The organism is Nocardia sp. NPDC003979 (genome assembly GCF_053605015.1).
This window is the reverse complement of the sequence record NZ_JBSGIJ010000014.1, coordinates 117,532-141,837: the sequence shown is the minus strand read 5'-3', so window position 1 is coordinate 141,837 and position 24,306 is coordinate 117,532. Positions and strand designations below refer to the sequence as shown.

General features: G+C 69.2%; 17 protein-coding genes, 1 tRNA gene and 2 pseudogenes. 11 read left to right on the top strand and 9 right to left on the bottom strand.

Annotated elements, in window-relative coordinates; translation table 11 throughout:
- Positions 1–153 precede the first annotated feature (153 nt).
- From ACWEVR_RS25600 to ACWEVR_RS25590, 3 genes are all read left to right on the top strand, one after another.
- On the top strand, positions 154–855 hold the full coding sequence (locus tag ACWEVR_RS25600; protein WP_452469028.1) for an enoyl-CoA hydratase-related protein: 702 nt from the start codon (positions 154–156) through the stop codon (positions 853–855).
- Between the two features lie 49 nt (positions 856–904).
- Positions 905–2,107: a M20 family metallopeptidase gene (locus tag ACWEVR_RS25595; protein WP_452469027.1), complete on the top strand. Its 1,203-nt coding sequence runs from the start codon at positions 905–907 to the stop codon at positions 2,105–2,107.
- Between the two features lie 125 nt (positions 2,108–2,232).
- Positions 2,233–3,396: a M20 family metallopeptidase gene (locus ACWEVR_RS25590; protein WP_067490766.1), complete on the top strand. Its 1,164-nt coding sequence runs from the start codon at positions 2,233–2,235 to the stop codon at positions 3,394–3,396.
- 51 nt (positions 3,397–3,447) lie between these two features.
- On the opposite strand, the gene ACWEVR_RS25585 is transcribed toward ACWEVR_RS25590, so the two are convergent.
- A complete protein-coding gene (locus ACWEVR_RS25585; RefSeq protein WP_452469026.1) occupies positions 3,448–3,912 on the bottom strand; it encodes a gamma-glutamylcyclotransferase in 465 nt (154 codons plus the stop codon).
- A 210-nt stretch (positions 3,913–4,122) separates the two neighbouring features.
- Here ACWEVR_RS25585 and ACWEVR_RS25580 point away from each other — a divergent pair, with 210 nt between their 5' ends.
- From ACWEVR_RS25580 to ACWEVR_RS25560, 5 genes are all read left to right on the top strand, one after another.
- A complete protein-coding gene (locus tag ACWEVR_RS25580; RefSeq protein WP_225282052.1) occupies positions 4,123–5,520 on the top strand; it encodes an NAD(P)H-quinone dehydrogenase in 1,398 nt (465 codons plus the stop codon).
- Between the two features lie 176 nt (positions 5,521–5,696).
- Positions 5,697–6,734, top strand: coding sequence for a hypothetical protein (locus tag ACWEVR_RS25575; RefSeq protein WP_357395350.1), 1,038 nt, complete (start codon positions 5,697–5,699; stop codon positions 6,732–6,734).
- A 631-nt stretch (positions 6,735–7,365) separates the two neighbouring features.
- Positions 7,366–8,214, top strand: a complete 849-nt coding sequence (locus tag ACWEVR_RS25570) for a hypothetical protein (protein WP_452469025.1) — start codon at positions 7,366–7,368, stop codon at positions 8,212–8,214.
- 88 nt (positions 8,215–8,302) lie between these two features.
- Positions 8,303–9,487 (top strand): aminotransferase-like domain-containing protein, encoded by a 1,185-nt coding sequence (locus ACWEVR_RS25565; RefSeq protein WP_452469024.1) that lies wholly within the window; start codon positions 8,303–8,305, stop codon positions 9,485–9,487.
- A gap of 323 nt (positions 9,488–9,810) precedes the next feature.
- Positions 9,811–10,722 carry an alpha/beta hydrolase gene (locus tag ACWEVR_RS25560; RefSeq protein WP_452469023.1) on the top strand — a complete coding sequence of 304 codons (912 nt, stop codon included), beginning with the start codon at positions 9,811–9,813 and terminating at the stop codon, positions 10,720–10,722.
- A gap of 23 nt (positions 10,723–10,745) precedes the next feature.
- Here the strand turns inward: ACWEVR_RS25560 and ACWEVR_RS25555 are convergent, their stop codons facing one another.
- Together ACWEVR_RS25555 and glpK are read right to left on the bottom strand one after the other, a co-directional pair.
- Positions 10,746–11,336: a TetR/AcrR family transcriptional regulator gene (locus ACWEVR_RS25555; protein ID WP_452469022.1), complete on the bottom strand. Its 591-nt coding sequence runs from the start codon at positions 11,334–11,336 to the stop codon at positions 10,746–10,748.
- Positions 11,337–11,338: 2 nt separating this feature from the next.
- Positions 11,339–12,835: a glycerol kinase GlpK gene (gene glpK / locus ACWEVR_RS25550; protein WP_452469021.1), complete on the bottom strand. Its 1,497-nt coding sequence runs from the start codon at positions 12,833–12,835 to the stop codon at positions 11,339–11,341.
- Between the two features lie 234 nt (positions 12,836–13,069).
- Between glpK and glpD the strand changes: the two genes are divergently transcribed.
- Positions 13,070–14,860, top strand: coding sequence for a glycerol-3-phosphate dehydrogenase (glpD, locus tag ACWEVR_RS25545; RefSeq protein ID WP_452469020.1), 1,791 nt, complete (start codon positions 13,070–13,072; stop codon positions 14,858–14,860).
- A gap of 3 nt (positions 14,861–14,863) precedes the next feature.
- Here the strand turns inward: glpD and ACWEVR_RS25540 are convergent, their stop codons facing one another.
- The 4 genes and pseudogenes from ACWEVR_RS25540 to ACWEVR_RS25525 all read right to left on the bottom strand — a co-directional run.
- Positions 14,864–15,244 carry a VOC family protein gene (locus ACWEVR_RS25540; protein ID WP_452469019.1) on the bottom strand — a complete coding sequence of 127 codons (381 nt, stop codon included), beginning with the start codon at positions 15,242–15,244 and terminating at the stop codon, positions 14,864–14,866.
- A 96-nt stretch (positions 15,245–15,340) separates the two neighbouring features.
- The gene (locus ACWEVR_RS25535) at positions 15,341–16,114 is read right to left on the bottom strand and encodes an Fpg/Nei family DNA glycosylase (RefSeq protein WP_452469018.1); all 774 of its coding nucleotides are present in this window, start codon (positions 16,112–16,114) and stop codon (positions 15,341–15,343) included.
- Positions 16,115–16,117: 3 nt separating this feature from the next.
- Positions 16,118–19,150: pseudogene (locus ACWEVR_RS25530) on the bottom strand (Lhr family ATP-dependent helicase); the annotation flags it as partial.
- A 327-nt stretch (positions 19,151–19,477) separates the two neighbouring features.
- Positions 19,478–21,319: pseudogene (locus tag ACWEVR_RS25525) on the bottom strand (DEAD/DEAH box helicase); the annotation flags it as partial.
- 147 nt (positions 21,320–21,466) lie between these two features.
- Here ACWEVR_RS25525 and ACWEVR_RS25520 point away from each other — a divergent pair.
- Positions 21,467–22,009, top strand: coding sequence for a histidine phosphatase family protein (locus ACWEVR_RS25520; RefSeq protein ID WP_452469017.1), 543 nt, complete (start codon positions 21,467–21,469; stop codon positions 22,007–22,009).
- A gap of 40 nt (positions 22,010–22,049) precedes the next feature.
- Here the strand turns inward: ACWEVR_RS25520 and ACWEVR_RS25515 are convergent.
- Positions 22,050–22,126, bottom strand: a tRNA-Met gene (locus ACWEVR_RS25515).
- A gap of 53 nt (positions 22,127–22,179) precedes the next feature.
- On the bottom strand, positions 22,180–23,703 hold the full coding sequence (gene amaB, locus ACWEVR_RS25510) for an L-piperidine-6-carboxylate dehydrogenase (RefSeq protein WP_452469016.1): 1,524 nt from the start codon (positions 23,701–23,703) through the stop codon (positions 22,180–22,182).
- 113 nt (positions 23,704–23,816) lie between these two features.
- Here amaB and ACWEVR_RS25505 point away from each other — a divergent pair, with 113 nt between their 5' ends.
- A complete protein-coding gene (locus ACWEVR_RS25505) occupies positions 23,817–24,269 on the top strand; it encodes an Lrp/AsnC family transcriptional regulator (protein ID WP_067490712.1) in 453 nt (150 codons plus the stop codon).
- Positions 24,270–24,306 lie beyond the last annotated feature (37 nt).

Here is a 24,306-nt window from a genome sequence, read left to right as displayed (position 1 = left end):
CACCGTTGCTTGCTCCTTCGTCGCCTACGCAACGGCACCTGATCGTCGGGACGGCCGCCGACCGCCGCTTCGCGGCGATCCCTCCTCGAGGTCGGGATGTGAGGCGTCTACCCGCGAGTAGGGGAGTGTTCTGGCGCGGACTATTCTCCCTGCATGCCGTATTTGGAGCGCTCTGGTGAAGTTTTCGTCCTGTACCTCGGTGACGAGGGGCAGACCGACAACGAGAACCGTTTTTCGCCGGACTGGATCGACGCATTCCACGCCGAACTCGACAAGGTCGAGGCGTCCGAGGGTGCCGCGGCGCTGGTCACCGTCGCGACCGGCAAGTTCTACAGCAACGGTCTCGACACCGACTGGGTGTTCGGCAACCTGGACAAGATCCACGGTTACCTCGACCGCGTGCACACCCTCTACACCCGGCTGCTGACCTTCCCGATGCCGACCGTCGCCGCCATCAACGGCCACGCCTTCGGTGCGGGCGCCATGCTCGCCTCCGCCCACGACTTCCGGGTGATGCGCGGCGACCGCGGCTTCTGGTCGCTGCCCGAGGTGCACCTCGGCATGCCCTTCACCATCGGCATGAACGCGCTGCTGAAGGGCCGCCTCAGCAACCAGGTGTGCGTGCAGGCCATGACCACCGGGCACCGCTTCGGCGCCGACGAGGCGATCGCCGCGGGCATCGTCGACGCGAAGGCCGACGCCGACCAGGTGCTGCCCACCGCTGTCGCCCGTGCCGCCGCGCTCACCAGCCTGCGCAAGCCGATCACCCCCATCATCAAGACCTCGCTGCACGCGGAGACCCTCGCCGCGCTCGCCACGCCGGTGACCCCGGAGACCCTGCCCTTCGGCGGCTGAGGTCCTTCGCCGGTGCGCCCGGGCGCAGCACTGATGCGAGACTGAGTGCATGGCACCCTCGCGTACCGGCGAATTCTCGGCGACCGCAGCCGATACCGCGATCCTCGCGGCCTCGGACGAGCTGATCGGGCTGTCGCACGCCATTCACGCCGAACCCGAACTGGCCTTCGACGAGACCCGGAGCGTCGCCAAGGTTCTCGCCCCGCTACGCGCCCGCGGCTTCGCGATCACCACCGGAATCGCCGGGCTGCCCACCGCCTTTCGCGCCGTTTACGGCAGCGGCCCGCTCACCGTCGGCATCTGCGCCGAATACGACGCGCTGCCCGAGATCGGGCACGCCTGCGGGCACAACATCATCGCCGCGTCCTCGACCGGTGCCGCGCTCGGCCTGGCCGAGGTGGCCGATCAGCTCGGCCTCACCGTCGTCGTGCTCGGCACACCCGCCGAGGAGAGCGGCGGCGGCAAAGTACTCATGCTCGAGGCGGGCGCCTTCGACGACATCGCGATGGCGATGATGGTCCACCCCGGCCCGGCCGACATCGTCGGCGCCCGATCGCTGGCGCTGGCCGACCTCGCCGTCACCTTCCACGGCCGCGAGGCGCACGCGAGCGCCGCCCCCGAACTCGGCCTCAACGCGGGCGACGCGATCACCGTCACCCAGGTTGCTCTCGGCTTGCTGCGCCAGCATCTGCGGCCCGGCCAGCAGCTGCACGGTATAGTGTCCGACGGTGGTGTAGCCCCCAACATCGTGCCCGGACGTGCGGAGTTGCTGTACTACCTTCGCGCTGCCGACGCCGCGTCCCTGGACGACCTGACGCGCCGGGCGAAGGCATGCTTCGCGGCGGGCGCCCTGGCGACCGGCTGCACCCACGACATACGGACGCTCGCGCCCACCTATACCGAGCTCACCCCCGACCCGGTTCTCATCGCTGCCTACCGCGCGCAGATCACCGGTTTGGGACGGGTGCCGATCGCGCCCGAGCTCGAGGTGCTGCGACCGCTCGGGAGCACCGACATGGGCAACGTCACCAACGTGATCCCCGGCATCCACCCGGTGATCGGCATCGACGCCGGTGGCGCGGTGACCCACCAACCGGACTTCGCGGCGGCCGCGGTGAACGCCTCGGCGGATCAGGCCGTGATCGACGGTGCGCTCGCGCTGGCGCGTACCGCTGTCGCGATCGCGCGCGATGAAGTACACAGGGACAGGTTGTTGCAACGTCTGATCGAACGACAGGAGGACATTCGGTGAGTATTTCCGGCCATTCGGGCACCGCACGCGCAGGCGCTGACGCTCTATCGATGGGTGTCGCCACCCCGTCGGTGATGCGTGAGCCCACGGTGTTCCCGACCCGGCCGGCCACCGAACCAACCATGATGTCGGGAACCGAGATCGTCGACGCATGGCTGGCCGAACACACCGGTGACCTGGTGCAATGGCGCAGGCACATCCACGCCAACCCCGAGTTGTCGCGGGCGGAGTTCGCCACCACCGAGTTCGTCTCCGGCTGGCTCACCAAGGCGGGCCTCACCTGGGAGGTGCTGCCCGGAGGCACCGGCCTGATCTGTGATCTCGGACCGTCCGACGGGCCGCGCATCGCGTTGCGCGCCGATATGGACGCCCTGCCGATGCAGGAATTCACCGGCCTGAGCTTCGCCTCGACCGTGCCCGGCGTGTCACACGCCTGCGGCCACGACGCGCACACCACGGTGCTGCTCGGGACCGCGCTCGCGCTGGCCGAGGCCGAACACACCCTGCCGGTCGGCGTGCGGTTGATCTTCCAGCCCGCCGAGGAAGTGATGCCAGGCGGCGCGCTCGACGTGGTCGCGGCGGGCGGGATGAACGGCGTGGACCGGATCTTCGCGCTGCACTGCGACCCGCGGCTGGAAGTGGGCAAGGTCGGGCTGCGGACCGGGGCGATCACCTCGGCGGCCGACACCGTCGAACTCGTGCTCGACTCGCCCGGCGGGCATACGTCCCGGCCGCACCTCACCAGCGACCTGGTGTACGCCATCGGCACCGTCATCACCGGGCTGCCCGGTTTGCTGAGCAGGCGGGTCGATCCGCGCACGAGCACCGTGATGGTGTGGGGCGCGGTTAGCGCGGGCAAGGCACCCAACGCCATCCCGCAGACCGGCATGCTCACCGGAACCGTCCGCACCGGCGACCACCCCACGTGGTTGCTGCTCGAGCCGCTGGTCCGCGAGATCGTCGACAGCCTGCTCGCGCCGACCGGTGTGCGGTACCAGCTCAACTACAAGCGCGGCGTACCCCCGGTGGTCAACGACGCGGCCTCGACCCTGATGTTCGAGAACGCCGTCCTGGCGATCGGTCCCGACGCATTGGCCGACACGCCCCAGTCGGGCGGCGGCGAGGACTTCTCCTGGTACCTGGAACACGCGCCGGGCGCGATGGCGCGTCTCGGCGTGTGGTCGGGCACCGGCGAGCAACTCGACCTGCATCAGCCGACGTTCGATATCGACGAGCGGGCGCTGGCCGTCGGCGTGCGGACACTGACGAATATCGTGCTGCAGGCCTGAGGGCGGCGGGGAGTGCGGTAGGTGGCGCACTCCCCGTGTTCGGGGGTCGGCTCAGACCGACCCCGGACCCACGTTCTTGCTGTTGCGGGTGCGCAAGGCGTGCACGTAGTCCTCGGGTGCGCCCGCCTTCTCGGCGGCATCGGCGATGACACCCAGATAACGCGCCGACGGCAGCCCACCCTCGTACGCGTCGAGCACGTACAGCCAGGCCAGCCGGGACTCGCCCTGGGTGCCGGTGACCCGCAGCCGGATCTTCTTGTGGATGCCGAAGTCGGAGCCCTCCCAGCGGTCGAGGCGTTCCTCGTCCTCCGGGGACACGTCGTAGAGGACGACGAACACCCGGGAGCCCGGATCTTCGACGACGGTGGCCAACGGCCCTTCCCAGCCGATGTCGTCACCGGCGAAGGTCAGGCGCCAACCTTCCAGCCACCCGGTCCCCGACATGGGCGAATGCGGGCAGCGTTCCAGCATCTGCGTGGAGTCCATGTTGGACCCGTAAGCGGCATAGATCGGCACCTGAGGAACTGTAGCCAATAAACCGCGCGGAATTCCTGTCTCCCACCCAGATCGGCTCACTGTCACACTCGGCGGTGACGGCGAACACGCCGAACGTTGTTCACCGAGCCGACCCGGTCGCGTCACGGCGCACCTGAAATGATGGGGCGACAGCGCGGGCGGCCCTCACAAGGGGCGATGCCCGATCAGGCGAGCACAGGAGCGTGACTGGTGGCACGGATTGCGATCATCGGCGGTGGACCGGCGGGATACGAGGCGGCTCTGGTGGCCGCCCAGCACGGGGCCTCGGTGACCCTGGTCGATGCCGACGGCATCGGTGGCGCCTGTGTGCTGTGGGATTGCGTTCCGTCGAAGACCTTCATCGCCTCCACCGGTCTGCGTACCGATCTGCGCCGCGCTCGCGACCTCGGCATCACCCTCGACGCGAGCCAGGCGAAGGTGAACCTGCCCGAGGTGAACGGCCGCGTGAAGGCGCTCGCCCTCGCCCAGTCCTCCGACATCCGCGCCAAGTTGCAGGCCGCCGGCGTCCAGCTGCTGGCTGGGCGCGGTGAATTGGTCGGTCCCGCAGCCGGTTTGGCGCATCGTGTGCGTGCCACCATGGCCGACGGCAGCACCGAGGAATTCGAGGCCGAGGTGGTTCTCATCGCCACCGGTGCCAGCCCGCGGGTGCTGCGCGGTGCCGAACCCGACGGTGAGCGCATCCTCACCTGGCGCCAGCTCTACGACCTGCCGGAACTGCCCGAGACCCTGGTGGTGGTCGGATCCGGTGTCACCGGTGCCGAATTCGTCTCCGCCTACACCGAGATGGGTGTGCGGGTGAAGCTGGTGTCCAGCCGCGACCGCGTGCTGCCCGGCGAGGATGCCGACGCCGCCCTCGTGCTCGAGGAAGCCCTCGCCGAACGCGGTGTGGAACTGGTCAAGCACGCCCGCGCCGACGCCGTGGAGCGCACGGCCGACGGCATCGTGGTGAAGCTCTCCGACGGGCGCACCGTCACCGGCACCCATGCCCTGATGACCGTCGGCTCCACCCCGAACACCGCCGATCTCGGTCTCGACCGGGTCGGTATCGAACTCGACAACGGCTACCTGCGTGTCGACCGCGTGTCGCGCACCTCGGTGCCGGGTATCTACGCGGCGGGCGACTGCACCGGCCTGCTCCCACTCGCCTCGGTGGCCGCGATGCAGGGCCGGATCGCGATGTACCACGCGCTCGGTGAGGGGGTGAGCCCCATCCGGCTCAAGACCGTCGCCTCGGCGGTGTTCACCCGTCCGGAGATCGCGACCGTCGGCGTGAGCCAGACCGCCATCGACAACGGCGAGGTGCCCGCGCGCACGGTCATGCTGCCGCTCAACACCAATCCGCGCGCGAAGATGTCGGGGCTGCGCCGGGGCTTCGTCAAGATCTTCTGCCGCCCGGCCACCGGTGTGGTGATCGGCGGTGTGGTCGTCGCCCCCATCGCCTCGGAGCTGATCCTGCCGATCGCGCTCGCGGTGCAGAACAACCTCACCGTCACCGACCTCGCGCAGACCTTCTCGGTGTATCCGTCGCTCACCGGATCGGTCACCGAAGCCGGTCGTTTGCTGATGCGCCACGACGACCTGGACTGAGCCCCCACGGCCGATATCCGAAAGCTACTGCCGCGTTGCCTGTCTCGCGCTCATATGGTTGACTCACGGCCGAGGCGCGTTCGAATGCGAGCGCGTGGTGGATTGTGGGGGATTCCCTCCGGGAAAGGGATTAGCGAAAAGTGAAGCATCGTAAGCCGAGTCGGGCGCAGCGAGCGATGGCAAGCACGTCGTTGCCCCTGGCCGCCGCCGCGGCCGTGGCGACCCTCCTCGCGGCTCCGGCCGGCGCGGTCCCCAGCGACCAGCCGACCACACCCGCGACTCCGGCTCCTGCGCAGCCGGGCACCGAGACCCCGAGCCAGCAGCCGGGAGAGACGCCGGAGACGGTCACTCCTGAAGAGAAGCAGCCGGAGACCCCGGAGAACGTGAAGCCGGGCGAGTCCAAGCCCACCCCGGCGCAGCCGGGTGTCACCACCCCCGCGCCGGAGGAGCCGGAGCAGGCCAAGCCGACGCCGAGCCAGCCGGGCGTCACCACCACCCCGCGTACCGCGCCGCTGCCGGTGCCGGGTCAGGCCGGTCAGGGCAACCCCGCCCAGCCCGCCGTGAACAACCCGGAGAAGCCGCAGGAGGCCGCGCCGGGCCAGCAGGGCGGCACCCCCGCCCAGCAGACACCCGCGCAGCCTTCGCAGAACCAGCCCGCCGCCCCGCAGGCGCAGGGCGGTGCCGCCGAAGACGGCCCCGAGACCCTGGTGCAGGAGCCGCAGGAAGCGCAGGAGCCCGCCTGGCAGGCGCCGCGCCTGGCCAACGCGCCCGCCGCGCCGGTCGTCGAGATGGAAGGCCCGCACCAGGAAGTCGGTGTCACCGTCGACGGCGGTTCGCTGCTGCCGGGTGTGCTGGCCAACACCCACCACTACAACAACGCTTCCGGTTACGTCGGCACCATCGGCTACCGCACGCCGGGTGGCGGCTTCGGTGACGCCGGTGTGGCGGTCGAGTACGTCGGCGAGAACTCGGTGAAGGTCACCACCTTCAACGGTGGCGACGGCCGCCCCGACAACACCATGGTCACCGTCCTCGACACCACCCAGGCCAACCTGGCCAAGGCGGCGGTCGAGAACTGGATCAAGGCTCAGCCGGGCGGTGCCGCCGCGATGGAACAGGCCGCGAAGGCTACACTTCCGGTGCCGGGGGAGCTGCTGCAGACGATCAACGTCGCGGGTGTCACCACTCAGTGGGGTGGCTCGCTCCAGTACTGACACGCAGTACGTCGTGTGGGGCGGTCGGATGGCGACCGCCCCACACGTGTGTCCTGGGGAAAGGAATGGGACTGTGGCCACCGAGGATGACGAGAACGAGCGCGGCCGTAACCGGCCCGCGAGTGAATTCGGTCCTCCCGTAGGCGATTTCGGGCCGCCGGTCGACGACGCCGGTTTCGGTGGTCCGCTCGCCGTGCCGCCGCCCGCTCCGCCGGGACCGCTGCCGGAGGTCGGTTGGCGACCCGCGCAGCCGGGCTCCGCGCCGGCGCCCGGTCCGTTCGGTGCGCCGGTGGGTGCGCCGATGCCCCCGGCCGGAACCGTTCCGCCCGTCGCTCCTGGTCCGGTGCCTCCCGCCGGGAGCGTTCCGCCGAATGGGCCTGTCCCGCCGCGCGGGCCCGATCCTGTTGTGCCACCGCGTCGTTCGGCTCCGACATCCGTCTTCGGCGATGCCGTGTCCACGCCGCCGCCCACGAGTCCGCCTGCGCCGCCTCGCCCTTCGGCACCGACCTCCGTTTTCGGTGGGGCCACGCCGCCGCCGGCGAATCCCGTTGCGCCGCAGCGTCCTTCGCCGTTCGGTGATGCTGTCGCGACACCGCCGCCCGCACGACCCACCCCGCCCGCCGATCCGACGGTGCGTTTCGGTGCCGACGCTTCCGCCGCCGGTAGCTCGGTGTTCGGCGACTCGGTGCCGGTGACTTCCGGGAAGGAAGAGACCGAGGTCATCCGGCGCAACTCCGCGCCACGCCAGCAGCGGGTCACCGAGCCGGAACGTGCCCCCGAACCGCCGCGCGCACCGGCCAAGGACAACGACGCCGAGGACCGGGCCTGGTGGAACAGCCCCGACGACGACGGCGGGGTCCCCAAGCCGCCCGAACCCGGCCTGTCCTGGGCCGACGACCCCATCGCCCGCAGGCTCGCCCCGAAGACGCCGACCGCGCCGGTCGCCGAGGAGTCCGAGCCCGACAACCGGATGCGCTGGATCATCGGCGGTGTCGTGGCCGCGGTCCTGCTCGTCGTCGCGCTGGTGCTGACGATCGGGCTGGTCAAGCGTGGTGGTGGCGAGGATCCCGGGCCCACCGCGGCGCCGGTCACCTCCGCCGCGGGTGCCGACTGCCGGACGATCGCCGACGAGGGTCTGACCGTCGGCAACGGCCCGGGCGACACCTCCTCGGGCGCGAGGGCGATCCTCGGCTTCCAGTACGCCTTCTATATCGAACGCTCCGGTGCGCGCGTGCGTGAGTTCGTCGCGCCCGACGCGGTGAACATCTCGCCCGCCGATGTCATCCAGAAGGCGATCGACGATCAGATCCCGAGGGGTACCACGCACTGCGTGAAGGTGCGCGAGACCGGCGTCGGCGTCTATGACGTGGAGCTGCGCGAGTGGCATCCCGACCGTACGTCGGTGGTCTACAAGCAGGAGATCGTCACCACGCTGACCGATGGGAAGTGGCAGGTCAAGTCCATTACCGCCCTCCCGTAGTCTCATTATCTGGGACAACAATTTCATATTCTGGTGAATGCTGTGCGATCGTTGGTCATCGCGTCCCCTGGCGTTCCCGGAGGTTTCCATGTCGCTGACCAGTCCAGCATTGGCGGGCAAGCTCGCCGGTTTGCAGAGTTCGGCGATCAGGGATCTGCTCAAACTCACCGCGCGGCCGGAGATCATCAGCCTTGCCGGTGGTCTGCCCGACGCGGCGCTGATGCCGGGTGAGCGGATCGCCGCCGCGGCGGAGGCGGCCCTGCGTGATCCGGCGGTGTTGCAGTACACGGAGTCGCCCGGCTGGCCCGCGCTGCGTGCGGTGATCGCCGAGCGCGAGTCCGCCAAGATCGGCCGGTCGGTGCCGGTCGGCGAGGTGTTCATCACCCATGGTTCGCAGCAGGCGTTGTCGCTGCTGGCCGAGGTGCTGCTCGATCCCGGCGCCCTGGTCGTGGTGGAGGACCCGGCGTATGTCGGTGCGCTGCAAGTGTTCCGGGCGGCCGGTGCGCGCATCGTCGCCGTGCCGCTCGACGCCGACGGGCTACGTGTCGACGTGCTGGAGGAGCTGCTGGCCGCCGGTGAGCGCCCGGCCGTCGTCCACACCGTCGCGAACTTCCACAACCCCGGCGGGGTCACCCTGGCACCCGAGCGCCGCCGTCGCCTCGCCGAACTCGCTGAGGCACACGGCTTCTGGGTGATCGAAGACGATCCCTACGGCGAACTCTGGTTCGACCAGCCGGCCCCGGCCCCGGTCGCCTCCTACTCGCCCCAGGTCATCCGGCTGTCCAGCGTGTCCAAGATCCTGGCCCCCGCCCTGCGCGTCGGCTGGTTGATCGCCCCCGAAAAGGTCTGTCGCGCAGTCGAGCTTCTCAAACAAGGCGCCGACCTGTGCGGCTCGGCCCTCACCCACCAGATCACCACCGACCTGCTCACCGACACCGACTGGCTCACCACCCACGTCGACACCATCCGCGCCGCCTACGGCACCCGCGCCCGCGCCCTCGTCACCGCCCTGCGCACCACCTTCGCCGACCGTGTCCACTGCACCGACCCCACCGGCGGCATGTTCATCTGGGCCGATTTCACCGACGGCACCAACGCCTCGACCCTGCTCCCCACCGCCCTGGAAGCAGGCGTCGCCTACGTCCCCGGCGCAGCCTTCGCCGTCACCGACGCCTACCAGACCTCCATGCGCCTCTGCTTCACCACCTCCGACGAACCCACCCTCACCGAAGCGGTCAACCGCCTGGCAAAAGCAGCCACGCCCAGCGTTTGATAGCGGCTCACCGTTCGCTCGGAAGGGCCCTCAACTCTTCGTGAGGCCTTGTGCGCCTGGGTAATCAGGATGCATTCATACGCGATTCGGCGACGCCGATGGGTCGAATCCGGGCACACGGGATCACTGTCCACAACGGTTGACCGGACTCCGAGACCCCGGCTGGAACTGTTATCGCCTCGGAAGCCGATGTAGCGATGTTTCGAAATGCGAGCACGTGAGTCAGTGTTTTGCGATGGCGCTGCTCAGTGGGTGTTTTTGCGGCCAGTTCGGGGTGGTGAATGCGAGTTGGCAGCGGGTGTTCGGGACCGGATTCTGTGCGTATGGAGTATTCGAGTTATGTGAAGTTCCTGCCGGTTCGGTATCGGGAGGCGGTGGTCGAGCCGGAGTCGACGTGGTGGGAGTGGCGGGGGCGCAGGGTGCATGTGGCCAGGGCGGAGCGTGGCGACGCGGCTGTTCGGGTGTTGGCGTTGCACGGGGCGGGTGGGCATGCGGGGTTGGTTTGGCCGCTGCTCGGAATCGCTGCGGGAGAGGGTGTTTCGGTCGCGGCGCTGGATCTTCCGCTCTACGGCGACACCGTCGAGCCGCAGCCCACGTCGGTGCGGTATCGCGACTGGGTGGAGCTGGTGAGCGAGTTCGTCTGTGCTGAAACCGAATCCGACAGTCGGCCGCTCGTGCTTTTCGGCGCGAGTGTCGGTGGGATGCTCGCGTACGAGGTGGCGGCGCGGACCGGGCGGGTCGCGCATGTGGTGGCGACTTGCCTGCTCGACCCTGCTGACCCGGCCGCACGTCGGGCGGCTGCCCGCTGGAAGGCGTTGGGCGCGTTGCCGCGTGGCGTTCTCTCGGGGGCCGGACGAGTTGCGGGCGGTGTGCGTCTGCCGATTCGATGGATGGTGGATATGGCGAACATGAGCCTGGACCCGGCATTGTCGCGACACTGTGGCAGCGACCCGAGAGGCGGCGGCGTGTGGATCCCCGTCGGTTTTCTCACGGACTTCCTCTTGTTCGAGCACACAGCTCCACAGGACTATCAGGGTTCACCGGTCACGCTGGTCCACCCGGCGGCGGACCGGTGGACGCCGCCGGAACTGAGCGTGCGGTTCCTCGACCGGATCGCCGCCGACACGAGAGCGGTGTTGCTCGAGGGATGTGGTCACTTCCCCGTCGAAGAGCCGGGGCTGACGCAGCTGGCCGACACGTTGCGGGAGGTCATCGGCTCGGTCCGCCCGCTCTGATCGCCGGGGCAACCACGGCCCGTTCAGCCCTCCGGCAGCAACTGCCGCGCCAGTACGAGCAGTGCATCCGCGTCGACGGTGTGCCGCGTCATGACGCGGTGCACCTGGGTGTCGACGGCGTGGACGAGGGTCCGTGCGGTGAGCTGCGGATCAGCTCCGCCGCGTCCGCAGCGCCGCAGATGGAACTCCACCTCGGTAACGAGGTAGTCCTCGAAGGCCCGCATCGCCTCCCATTCCGCGGGCAGCCGCAACGCGACGCGATGCATGAGGGCGTGCAGGGCAGGCCGGTCGCGATGCGGATCGGCGACGGCCGTCACGATCGCACGCAGCGTCTCGTCGAACGGTGGCTCCTCGGACCGCAACCGCGCGAACACCTCGCCGAGGCCCGTCGCGGCAGCGAGGAAGTGACGCTCGGCCAAGGCGCGCAGCATCGCCGTCTTGTTCGGAAAGTACTGGTACAGCGTGCCGATCGAGACGCCTGCGCGCTCGGCGATCCGGTTGGTCGTGGCCGCCGCACCCTCGCGGGAGAACACCTGGGCGGCCGCCTCGAGCAGCGTTTCCACGGTCTCGCGCGCCCGGCGTTGCCGAGGCAGCTTACGGGGGCGGTCGTCCATCCTCAGGACCAGTTGTAGGTGCGTTCCACGGCCTTGTTCCATTCCGAATAGCGTTGGGTGCGTTCGGATTCGGGCATGTCAGGGGTCCAGGTGTGGTCGGCGGTCCAGTTGTCGCGCAGGTCGTCGAGGCTGGACCAGTAGCCGACGGCCAGGCCTGCGGCATAGGCGGCGCCGAGGGCGGTGGTTTCGCGGACCACCGGGCGGACCACGGGGACATCGAGGATGTCGGCCTGGAATTGCATGAGCAGGTCGTTGCCGGTCATGCCGCCGTCGACCTTGAGGGTGGTCAGTTCCAGGTCGAGGTGCTGGGCGGCGGCGTCGGCACGCATGGCGTCGACCACCTCGCGGGTCTGGAAAGCGGTGGATTCCAGTGCGGCCCTGGCCAGATGGGCCTTGGTGACGAAGCGAGTGAGGCCCGCGATGACGCCTCGGGCGTCGGGCCGCCAGCGCGGGGCGAACAGGCCGGAGAAGGCGGGGACGAAGTAGGCGCCGCCGTTGTCGGGGACCGTGCGGGCCAGGGCTTCCACTTCGGGCGCGGAGGAGATGATGCCTAGGTTGTCACGCAACCACTGCACCAGCGAACCGGTGACCGCGATCGACCCTTCCAGCGCGTAGACGGCGGGGGAGTCACCGATCTGGTAGCACGCGGTGGTGAGCAACCCGTGCTTGCTGAACACCGGTGTCGTCCCGGTATTGAGCAGCATGAAATTGCCTGTGCCGTAGGTGTTCTTGGCTTCGCCGGGCGACAGGCACGCCTGCCCGAAGGTGGCGGCCTGCTGATCGCCGAGAATGCCCGCCACGGGTGCGCCGGCGAAGGGCCCGGCGGTGATCTCCGCGTACACCTCCGAGGAGCTGCGGATCTCGGGCAGCATCGACATCGGCACGTCGAACTCCGCGCAGATCTGCGAATCCCAGCGCAGCGTACGCAAATCCATCAGCATCGTGCGCGAGGCATTGGTGACATCGGTGCGGTGTTCACCGGTGAGTTTCCACAGCACCCAGGTATCCATCGTGCCGAAACACAGGTCACCCGCCTGCGCCTTTGCCCGTGCGCCCTCGACATTGTCGAGGATCCAGCGCAGCTTCGGACCGGCGAAATAGGTCGACAGCGGCAACCCGGTGCGGTCGGCGTACCGCGACGGACCCTGCTCGCCACCGAGCTCGGTGCACAGCTGATCGGTGCGGGTGTCCTGCCAGACGATGGCGTTGTACACCGGTTCGCCCGTGGTCCGGTCCCATACGACGGTGGTCTCGCGCTGGTTGGTGATACCGATGGCGGCCAGGTCGCCCGCCGAGCAGCCACTGTTGCCGAGCGCGGCGCCGAGCACCCATTCCGTATTGCGCCACACCTCGACCGGATCGTGCTCCACCCAGCCGGGCTTGGGGAAGATCTGCCGATGCTCGCGTTGCGCGGTCCCGACGATCCGGCCCTGCCGGTCGAAGACGATGCACCTACTCGAAGTCGTGCCCTGATCGATGGCGGCCACATAGCGACGCATTCAGGCAGGCTACCCAACCGCGCGGTCGTCGTAGCAAGCTTTGTCGCCGACGACGAGCGGAAATCGCCCGGTTGGGCCCGGGTACCGAATTTCGGCCACGCGCCTCGCCGGGTTCGTCCCACACGCCGGGTGGGCACTACGTTTAGCCTGTAGGCGGCGCCGGGACGTGCCCGGCGTCTGCACCCAACTGTCGGCTGGGACCGGCCGTTCGCGGTCGGCGGCGAGGAGTCGAGCATGTCGCAGACACCGGAGTTTCCGTTCCTCAACCCTGGTGAGCTGGTCGCAGGCGGAAAACGGGACCGGCTCGGCCCCGGTGAGCTCGGGCCCGAACATCGGCGCACCGCCTGGGAGCGCCTCGGCAAGGACCGATTCGACGTGCTGGTCATCGGCGGCGGCGTGGTCGGCTCCGGGATCGCGCTCGACGCGGCGACCCGTGGCCTGTCGGTCGCCCTCGTGGAGGCGCGTGACCTCGCCTCGGGCACCTCGAGCCGGTCGTCGAAGATGTTCCACGGCGGTCTGCGCTACCTCGAGCAGCTCGAGTTCGGGTTGGTGCGCGAGGCGCTCAAAGAGCGCGAGCTGGCGTTGTCGACGCTGGCGCCGCACCTGGTGAAGCCGCTGCGCTTCCTGTACCCGCTCACCCACCGGCTGTGGGAACGGCCGTACGTGGCCGCAGGCCTGACCCTCTACGACACCATGGGCGGCGCGAAATCCGTTCCGGGACAGCATCATCTGACCCGCCACGGTGCGCTGCGGCTGGCGCCGGGGCTGCGCCGTGACGCGCTGATCGGCGGTGTCACCTACTACGACACCGTCGTCGACGACGCCCGCCACACCATGACCGTCGCCCGCACCGCCGCCCACTACGGTGCCGTCATCCGTACGTCCACCCAGGTGGTCGGACTGCTGCGGGAGGCCGACCGGGTGGTCGGGGCGAAGCTGCGCGACACCGAGGACGGTCGGACCGCCGAGGTGCACGCGAGCGTGGTCATCAATGCGACGGGCGTGTGGACCGACGAGGTGCAGGGTCTGTCGCATCAGCGCGGCCGATTCCATGTGCGAGCGTCCAAGGGTGTGCATATCGTCGTCCCGCGCGACCGCATCGTCAGCGACGCGGCGATCATCCTGCGGACCGCCACCTCGGTGCTGTTCGTCATTCCGTGGGGCGCGCACTGGATCGTCGGCACCACCGACACCGACTGGAATCTGGACCTCGCGCATCCCGCCGCGACCAAGGCCGATATCGACTACCTGCTCGACCGGGTGAACGAGGTGCTGGTCACTCCGCTCACCCACGCCGATATCGACGGCGTGTACGCGGGCTTGCGGCCGCTGCTGGCGGGGGAGAGCGACGAGACGTCGAAGCTGTCGCGTGAGCATGCCGTGGCCCGGGTGGCACCCGGCCTGGTGAGTATCGCGGGCGGCAAGTACACCACCTACCGGGTGATGGCGGCCGATGCGATGGACGAAGCGGCGCAGGACATTCCGGCCCGCGTGTCGCCGTCGATCACCGAGAAGGTGGCCCTGCTCGGCGCCGACGGGTACTTCGCGCTGGTGAACCAGACCGTGCAACTGGCCGAGCACTACGGCGTCCACCCGTACCGGATGACCCACCTGCTCGACCGCTACGGCTCGGTCGTCGACGAGGTGCTCGCCATGGCCGAGGGCAAACCCGAACTGCTGCAACCGATTACGGATGCTCCCGCCTATCTGCAGGTGGAAGCGGTGTACGCGGTCGCCGCGGAGGGTGCTCTGCACCTCGACGACATCCTTGCCCGGCGCACCCGCATCTCCATCGAATACCCCGATCGGGGCGCCAACTGTGCCGAACAGGTCGCGCACCTGGTGGCGCCGATTCTCGGCTGGGACGACGACGACATCGAGCGCGAGGTGTCGACCTACCAGGCGCGGGTGCGCGCGGAGATCGAATCGCAGACCCAGCCGGACGACAAGTCGGCCGACGCCCTGCGGGTCGCCGCCCCGGAGCCACGTCCGCAACTGCTGGAACCGGTACCGCAGGACCGCTGACCCTCAGACCGGGTCGATGCGCGCCTTCAGCAAGCAGAAGTAGTTGTCCTCGGGATCGGCCAGCACATGCCACTGCTCGTCGCCGGTCTGGCCGATATCCGCGGGACGTGCGCCGAGTTCGAGCAGGCGCGCGAGTTCGGCATCCTGGTCGCGGTCGGTGGGGTTGACGTCGATGTGCAGACGGGTCTTGCCGGGCGCGGGGCTGTCGGTGGGGCTGAGGATGATCGTCGGCTGCGGGCCGCCGAAGCCTTCGCGTGGCCCGATCTCGATGCTGCCGTCGTCGTCGCGATCGAGCACGACGTAATCGAGTACCGCGCACCAGAACTGGGCGAGTGTCTCGGGCTCGCGGCACTCGAGCACGAGCTCACCGATCCGACATGCCATTACGAAACCTGCTCTCTACCTGGTGAACTGCCGGGAAGTTAGCGATGGGAACGACTTTGGTGAGCGTATCCGACCACGACGCGGCCGGCACGCGAATCAGGGTTCCGGCTGGCAGCGCGGACAGAAGAAGATGCCGCGTTCGCGCTGGGTGATGCGGTCGGCGAGATCGTCCTCACCGAGCAGCCGGGACGCGATGGCGGTACCGCAGCGTGGGCAGGGCCGGCGGGTGCGCAGGTAGACCATCGGTCGCCACGGTGGTTCGTGCGCGGCCTTGCCGAGAACCCTGTGCGACTCGTCGACGAGGGCGGGCAGATCGGTGATGTCGCCGACCGCAGTCGCCGGGTGGACGCGGCGCAGGAAGCAGATCTCGCTGCGGTAGATATTGCCGATGCCTGCCAGGTTGCGCTGATCCAGCAGGGCGACTCCGATGGGTCGGCGCGGATACTCGGACAATCTGCGCAGCGCTTCGGTGGGGTCCCAGCCGGGGCCGAGCAGGTCGGGGCCCAGGTGATCGATGACGGTGTGTTCGTCGGCGCGCGGCAGCACCTGCACCTTGCCGAGCGAGAAGCCCACCGCCTCGATTTCGTCGGTGGCCAGCACGAGTCTCGCGGTGACCCGCGGTTTGGTCCAGCGCTGGCCGCAGTGGAACACGCGCCAGGAGCCCTCCATCTTCAGGTGGGTGTGGATGCTGGCGGTGTCGGTGCGCACGAACAGGTGCTTGCCGTAGCTCACCACGTCGTCGACGACCTCGCCCACCAGGTCGACGGTGGCGTAGCGGGGCACGCGGAAGTCGCTGCGGGTCAGAGTCTTTCCGGCCAGCGCGGTGCGTAGTCGTTCGGCGGTGCGGTACACGGTGTCGCCCTCGGGCATCGGCTACACCTGCCTGCGTAGCCGGAGCCCGCGCGGTGTCATCGAGAAGCCCGCCTCGACGAGCACGTCGACGAAGGTGTGGCCGTGCACGGTTTCGCCGTTGATCTTGTCGATCACCAGGCCGTCGACCCGGCGGTCGGTGACTAGCTGTGCCAAGGCGACGGCCGCTGTGCGGCGCAGGCCGATGTCCTCGGTGAAGCTGAGCAGGGTCTTGCCGCCGCGCTCCACGTAGAGCACCAGTTCGCCGCCGACGAGCACCACCAGCGCCCCCGCTTTGCGGCCCGGCCGGTGACCGCTGTCGGCATCGCCCTTGGGCCACGGCAGGGCGGCTCCGTAGGGGTTGGCCGGGTCGCAGGCGGCCAGGGCCACGGCGACGCCTGCCCGGTTGTTGTCGCGGTCGGTGTCGAAGGAACGTAATCGGTCGACGGTGTCGGTGGTGGAGAACTGCGCGCCACCGAGGGTGTCGACGAAATAGCCGCGCCTGCACCTGCCACGGTCCTCGAACTCGGTGAGCACCCGGTACATCAGTGCGAACCCGCCCGGCACGCCTTCGTTCTGTACCGAGCCGCGCGTCAGCACGCCGTATCGCTCGATGAGCTGATCGGCCGTGGCGTGGGCACGAACAGTGTTGTCGCGCACCCGTTCCGGGAGTATCGACCACCTGCCCGCCAGGTTCGGTGGGCCGGACCGGGTCGGCATGGACGGGCGGGGGAGGTACGCGCGGGCCCGGGGAGCGCGGCGTGGGGTGCGGTGCGCGGTGGTGCTGCGCGCGGTGCCCGACAGGAGTGCGCGTACCGGGGCGAAGGTATCGCCGGAAACGTAACCGGCCCAGACCAGCTGCCACAGAGCCTCGCCGACCGCTTTGTCGTCGAGCAGCCCGGTCGCATCGGACAGCTGGCGGAAGAAATACGCGCCGCCGCCGCTGAGGTTCGCCGGGATTCGACGGTCTTCCCCGCCGGCGGGTCCGTCGAGATCTATCGCCTCCGCGTACCCGGCGCCGCCGAGCTGACCGGTTCCCTTCGGGGGACGTGCCCGATCCGGTCCACTCGTATTGGGTGCGTCAGGGAAGTCGGATGTGCTTGTTCGCGTAGTCTCCCCGACGTTCGAGCGGTCGGCATCGATATCGACAGCATCGGGCCTTTGCGGCGCCGAACTGCCGTGGGGGGCGCCATCGGCGGGTTTTGTGGACCCGGAACTGCGCCGGGTTTGTGGGCGGGGCTCGATGTCGGCGCCGAGAGCGATGAGGAGGTCGAGTTGGACGTCGGTCGGATCGATGTCGTCGGGCAATGGCAGGGTGACCGGCGCCTGTTCGGCCAGGTGCAGGGCGATCCAGCCGTCGCGGGCGGTGATGGCGCCGTGGCCGGACCAGATCACCTCACCGGTGGCCATGAGTTCGTCGAGCATGGCGGGGGAGTAGTCGCGCACCCGCATCGGCAGGATCAGCGACTCCCATGCCGAAGCTGGGACAGGCACGCCCGCAAGCTGTTCCACCACCGTGGCCACACCGTCGATGCCGCGCAACTCGCCCGAACCGACGTGTTGCCAGGCAGGGAGGAAACGAGCGAACGCGGCGGTGGACACCGGCTCGACCTCGTGCCGCGCCGCCGCGAGCGACCGCCGCCGCAACCGCCGCAACACCTGCGCGTCACACCACTCACCACCGGCCGCACCCGGCGTGAATTCCCCCTCCACAACGCGCTTTTCGGCGAGCAGCCGATGCAACGCGGTGACCGCGACCGCCGTCCCCAAACCGAACCGCTCGGCAACGGCGGCGGTAGTGAACGGCGCGTGCGTGCGCGCATACCGCCCGACAAGATCACCCAGCGGATCCGGCACCGGCTCGATGAACGCCGCGGGCACCCCGATCGGTAACGGTACCCCCAGCGCATCCCGCAACCGAGCCGCGTCCTCCACCGCGACCCACCAGGTCCGCCCGGCGAACGAAACCTCCAGCGCCCGCCGCGAATCCCGCAGTTCCGCGAACCACGCCGGGGCATCGGAGTCCGCGAGCAGCCGCGACTCGTCGCCGTCCAGCGACTCACCTCCGTCGGCAGCACTGCTGGCGGCTGTGAGGGTGCCGGGGCGGGGTACGCAGCGTGCGGCGGCTTCGGTAGGGGTCAGAGGGCCGAGGAGGCGCAGGAGATCGGCCAGGCCTTCCGCGTCGCGGGCGTGGCGTTCGGGGGTGAGGCGTTGGAGTTCGCGTTCGGTGGGGTCGAGGACGGCTGGGTCGAGGAGTTCGCGGAGTTCGACGCGGCCCAGGAGTTCGGCGAGCAGGCTCGAGTCGAGGGCGAGGGCGGCGGCGCGGCGTTCGGCCAGTGGGCTGTCGCCGTCGTAGAGGAACTGGCCGATGTAGGAGAACAGCAGGGCGTTGGCGAACGGGGACGGGGTGGCGGTCTCCACCTCGACCAGGCGGATCTCCCGGCGTGCCACCCGGGTGAGCAGGTCGCGCAGGGCGGGTAGGTCGTAGACATCGCGCAGGCATTCGCGCACGGTTTCCAGCAGGATCGGGAACTGCGGGAATTTCCTTGCCACGTCGAGCAATTGGGCCGATCGTTGCCGCTGCTGCCACAGCGGGGCCCGCTTACCCGGGTCGCGCCGCGGCAGCAGTAGCGCGCGGGCGGCGCACTCCCGGAACCGGGACGCGAACAGCGCCGAACCACCGACCTGTTCGGTGACGATGTCGTCGATCTCGTCGGGTTCGAACGCGAACAGCTCGGCACCCGGCGGCTGATCCGTGGTGTCGGGCAACCGCACGACAATGCCGTCGTCGGATGCGGTAGGCGCCGCGTCGATACCGAACTGCTCCTGCAAACGCGCCCCCACAGCCAGCGCCCACGGTGCGTGCACAGGCGTGCCGTAGGGCGAATGCAGCACGAGCCGCCAGTCGCCGAGTTCGTCGCGGAACCGTTCGACCACCAGGGTGCGATCGGTAGGCAATTGCCCTGTAGCCGTGCGCTGTTCGTCGAGCAACCCGACCAGATTGGCCGTCGCGTTCTGATCCAGCCCAGCTGTGCGCACCAATTCCTCGAGCCGCGCAGCAGACTTACTCAGCTCCGCCCCGGCCCGATTCGCACCGCGTGAGCGCGCCCGGCTCGACTCGACCTCGCCGGCCTGGGCTCGGCCCGACTTCGCCCCGATTGCCTGCGTCCGCGCCGCCTCGGCCCCGCTGGCTTCGACCCCGTCGGACAACGTCCCTCGGGTGGCCACCTCCGCAGTCTCTTGCCGGGATCGCGCGAGCTGCCGCCCGCCTTCCAGCGGAACATCCTGCCCGGCAGCGACTTCCTTCGAATCGAGCGAGTCGCCAGAAGCTGAGCCTATTGTGCTCATGTTTGTCACGATCTGGGTGAGCTCGTCGGTAGGAACCTGCCCAGCCGTGCGCACGAATTCGCCCAGCGCCGCACCCAATTCGGCCGGCCGGCCCAGCCCGTCACCATGCCAGAACGGCAACCGGCCGGGCAGCCCGAACGCAGGCGACACCAGCACCCGGTCGAAGGTGATCTCCTCGATCCGCCAGCTGGTCGCACCGAGCGCGAACACATCACCGACACGGGACTCGTAGACCATCTCCTCGTCGAGTTCGCCTACACGAGAAGCTTTCTCACCGACCATGAACACCGCGAACATTCCGCGATCGGGAATCGCACCACCCGAGGTGACCGCCAGGCGTTGCGCACCGGGGCGCCCGGTCAGCGTGCCCGCATCGCGATCCCACACCACGCGGGGCCGCAGCTCCGCGAACTCGTCGGACGGATACCGACCGGCGAGCAGATCGAGCACGGACTCATACGCCGAGCGGGGCAGCTGCGCGTAACTTCCGGTCGACCGGACGACATCGAACCAGGCGTCGACATCGAGCGGTTCCAGCGCGCAGGCGGCAACGGTCTGCTGGGCGAGGATGTCGAGCGGATGCGCGGGAATCTGGAGCAGTTCGATCTGCCCGGACAGCATGCGTTGGGCGGCGACGGTGCAATGGATGACATCGGTGCGGTGCTTGGGGAACAGCACGCCCCGCGAGATCTCGCCCACCTGGTGCCCGGCCCGCCCGACCCGCTGCAACCCGCTCGCCACCGACGGCGGCGCCTCCACCTGCACGACCAGGTCGACTGCACCCATGTCGATGCCCAGCTCGAGGCTGCTCGTGGCAACCACGCACCGCAGCCGGCCGGTCTTGAGGTCGTCCTCGATGATCGCCCGCTGCTCCTTGCTCACCGACCCGTGATGCGCACGCGCCAGCAGGTGGTCGGCACCGTGGATCACCTCGGTGGACGGCCCGAGCTGGGCGGGCGGGGCGTGCTCGGTCTCGACCGGTTCGCCCAGCTTGGCGGCGTAGGCCTCGTTGAGCCGCGCGGTCAATCGTTCGGCCAGGCGCCGCGAGTTCGCGAACACGATCGAGGACCGATGCTCGAGCACCAGGTCGACGATGGCCTCGTCGACATGCGGCCAGATCGAACCCGGCTGATCGGAGTCGCCGCCCGGATCGGTCATATCCGCCACCGGCACGCGAACCGACAGGTCGAAGGTCTTCGGCGCGGGTGGCCGGACGATGGTGATCGGCGCGTCGCCGACGAGGAAGCGCCCGACCTCCTCGGGCGGGCGGACGGTGGCCGACAGCCCGATGCGCTGCGCGGGCCGTTCGGTGAGCTGATCGAGCCGGGCCAGCGACAGCGCCAGGTGCGCGCCGCGTTTGGAGCCGGCGATGGCGTGTACTTCGTCGACGATCACCGTCTCGACCTCGGCGAGAGTTTCGCGGGCCGCGGAGGTGAGCAGCAGGAACAGTGATTCGGGTGTGGTGATGAGAATGTCGGGTGGGGTGCGCTGCATCGCCCGGCGCTGCGCGGGGGTGGTGTCGCCGGATCGCACGCCCACCGAGATCTCCGGCGGATCGAGCCCCAGCCGCTTCGCCGTCTGGGTGACCCCGACCAGCGGGGCTCGCAGGTTCCGCTCCACGTCCACTGCCAGCGCTTTCAGTGGTGAGACATAGAGCACGGATGTCCCTCGGCGGGTGCCGGGCTCGGCGGGTCCACGCTGGGCGAGCTGGTCGATCGCCCACAGGAACGCCGACAGCGTCTTGCCCGAGCCGGTCGGCGCGACGACAAGGGTGTGCTGCCCGTCGGCGATGGCCTGCCACGCGCCGAGCTGGGCCGACGTCGCCTCGGGGAAGGCACCGTCGAACCATTGCGCGGTAGCGGGGGAGAACCGGTCCATGAGATTCAGTGTGCACCCACCCACCGACAGGTTCCGCGATCCGCGCGCCGCTCGCGACCAGCGGCGATGCCACGGTAGGCGAAGATCCCCCGGTCGAGGCGGGGTGAGGGTGTGGCCCGGAACACGCCCGCCGTACCCTGGTCCATCGTGCAGACGGTGCTCAGAGTCGACCTCGTCGGCCACGGCCTCACCGAGGCGGTACGTAAGGCGCGTTTCCCGGTCGACGAATCCCTGGACAAGGCGGGCCTCGCCGCGCTGGAGACGTGCTCGCCGCTGACCGGAGCGCAGGTGCGGACGGGCCCGGAACGTCGGGTGCGCGAGACCGCGGAGGCGCTCGGGCTGCTGGGCGAGCGGGACGAGCGACTACGTGACCTGGACGCGGGGGCGTGGCGGGGCACCGAGATGAGCAGGCTCCCGCAGGATCAGCTGTTCGCCTGGCTCACCGATCCGGAATTCCGCGGGCACGGTGGTGAGTCGGTGACCGACCTGGTGGAGCGGGTGCGGTTCTGGCTGGCCGAGATAGCGACGGCGGGCGTGGATACCGTCGCGGTGACACATCCCTCGGTGATCCGCGCGGCGCTGCTGGTCGTCCTCGAAGCGCCGCCGAAGTCCTTCTGGCGCATCGATGTTCAGCCGGCGAGCGTCACCCGGCTGCATTTCCGCGGCAATTGGACGTTGCGACTGGGATGAACGACGAAAGCCCCGGAGTCGAAGCTCCGGGGCTTTCGGGTGGTAGCGGGAACAGGATTTGAACCTGCGACCTCTGGGTTATGAGCCCAGCGAGCTACCGAGCTGCTCCATCCCGCGTTGCATCCACTACTGTACACGCGGGGTGGCCGAAGGCGAAATCGCCGCTGTGATCAGCCGAAATGGATGCCCTGGGCGAGTGGGAGTTCGGTGGAGTAGTTGATCGTGTTGGTCGCCCGGCGCATGTAGGCCTTCCAGGAATCGGACCCGGATTCGCGTCCGCCGCCGGTGTTCTTCTCCCCGCCGAACGCGCCGCCGATCTCCGCGCCGGAGGTGCCGATATTGACATTGGCGATGCCGCAATCGGATCCGGCGATGAACTGTTCGGCTTCGCGCTGGTCGAGGGTGAAGATGGCCGAGGAAAGGCCCTGGGTCACACCGTTGTTCAGTGCGATGGCCTCGTCGAGGTCGTCGTAGGTGAGCACGTACAGGATCGGTGCGAAGGTCTCCTCGCGCACCAGTTCGGTCTGCGCGGGCATCCGCACGAGCGCGGGCCGCACGTAGTACGCCTCCGACCCGATCAGCTCCACCCGCTCACCGCCGCAGACGATTTCGCCACCCTCGTCCTTCGCGCGCAGCAGCGCCGCCTGCATGGCGGTGTAGGCACGTTCGTTGATGAGCGGACCGACGAGCACACCGTCGTCGAGTGGATTGCCCACGGGCAGTTGGCTGTACGCCGAGGACAGCCGCTCGACGAGCTGATCGGCGATCGAGCTGTGCACGATCAACCTGCGCAGCGTGGTGCATCGCTGACCCGCCGTGCCCGCCGCCGCGAACACGATCCCGCGCACCGCGAGCTCCAGATCGGCACTCGGCGCCACGATCGCGGCGTTGTTGCCACCGAGCTCGAGCAGGCACCGCCCGAACCTGGCCGCCACCCGTGGCGCGACGATGCCACCCATCCGCACCGACCCGGTCGCGCTCAGCAGCGCCACCCGTGGGTCGTCGACGAGCGCCTCGCCGACGGTGGCGTCACCCTGGACCAGCTGGTGCACTTGCGGATCCGCGCCCACCTCGAGCGCGGCCCAGCGCAGCAGCGTGTGACAGGCCAGCGCGGTGAGCGGGGTGGTCTCCGACGGCTTCCACACCACCGTGTCACCACAGACCAGCGCGATGGCGGTGTTCCACGCCCACACCGCGACCGGGAAGTTGAACGCCGAGATCACCCCGACCACACCCAGCGGATGCCAGGTCTCCATGAGCCGATGCCCTGGCCGCTCCGACGGCATGGTCGCGCCGTAGAGCTGACGCGACAGGCCGATCGCGAACTCGCAGACGTCGATCATCTCCTGCACCTCGCCGAGTGCTTCGGCGCCGATCTTGCCCGCCTCGAGCGTGACCAGCTGGGCCAGCTCGTCCTGATGGGCGACCAGCAACGCCGACAATCTGCGCACCAGCGCCGCGCGCACCGGGGCGGGTACCGTGCGCCACGATTCGAACGCGCCGGCCGCGCGACCGATCGCGGCATCCACATCGGCCGTGGTGTCGGGAGTGAGTGGGAGCAGGACACCGCCGGAGATCGGAGTGCGCGCGAGCAGCACGCCCGGCTCGGGCACGTCGGCGCCGAGGCCGTGCAGCAGGGCCCGCGCGCGCAGCGAGAGCTGTTCGGAGAAATGCTCGGTCACGGTGTGCGTCATCACTGTTCACCTTCTGCTGTTGGTACGACTCACGGAAAAGTTCGCTCGGATTTCGGAGGAGAACAGAAAGAAGTCTTCCCCGCGCAACCCCCGGCCTGCGTTAGCCTTCGCTGATGGCGGATACACCGGCTAGACCCCAGCTCGACGATATCGACCGGCTCCTGATCAGGGAGCTGATGAACGACGGGCGCGCCACCCTGTCGAATCTGGCGGAGAAGGCCAGCCTCTCGGTGTCGGCGGTGCAGTCACGGGTGCGCAGGCTCGAGGCGCGCGGCGTGATCCGCGGATACACGGCCAACGTCGACCCCGAAGCGCTCGGGCACCTGCTGTCGGCATTCGTCGCGATCACTCCTCTCGACCCGTCCCAGCCCGACGACGCGCCCGCGTTGCTGCAGCACGTTCCCGGCATCGAGGCGTGCCACTCGGTGGCGGGCGAGGAGAGCTACGTCTTGCTGGTGCGGGTGGCCTCACCCCGGCATCTCGAACAGCTGCTGCAGGAGATCCGGGCCACCGCCAATGTACGGACGCGCAGCACCATCATCCTGCAGACATTCTACGACAGGTAACGATTCTTCGTAATTAATCCGTCATTCCGTGGATGTT